This is a genomic window from Myxococcus llanfairpwllgwyngyllgogerychwyrndrobwllllantysiliogogogochensis, assembly GCF_006636215.1.
Lineage (GTDB): Bacteria > Myxococcota > Myxococcia > Myxococcales > Myxococcaceae > Myxococcus > Myxococcus llanfairpwllgwyngyllgogerychwyrndrobwllllantysiliogogogochensis.
Genome location: NZ_VIFM01000959.1, coordinates 1 through 395, shown reverse-complemented (window position 1 = coordinate 395; position 395 = coordinate 1). Strand labels below are relative to the sequence as shown.

Below are 395 nucleotides of genomic sequence, written 5' to 3'. Positions count from 1 at the left end.
CCAGAAGTCAGCGTAGGTGACATAGCGATCGAAAATGTTCTGCCCATACTCGGAGTAGGATTCCAGATAAGCGGTCTGGATCTCTTTGCCGATAAACTCGGCGTATTTCGGGATCAGATAGCCTTTGAGGAATTCCAGATAGCGCTCGGCCTGCTCCTGTGGGAACTGTTCGCGCTCAATCTGCTGCTCCAGCACATAGAACAGATGCACCGGGTTAGCGGCCACCTCGACGTGGTCGAAGTTAAATACCCGAGACAGGATCTTAAAGGCAAAGCGGGTGGAGAGCCCGTTCATCCCTTCATCAACCCCGGCGTAATCGCGATACTCCTGATAGGACTTCGCTTTCGGGTCGGTATCTTTCAGACTTTCGCCGTCATAGACCCGCATCTTCGAGT

General features: G+C 52.9%; 1 pseudogene. It reads right to left on the bottom strand.

Annotated elements, in window-relative coordinates:
* Nucleotides 1-395, bottom strand: a pseudogene (locus FJV41_RS56455) (hypothetical protein); the annotation flags it as partial.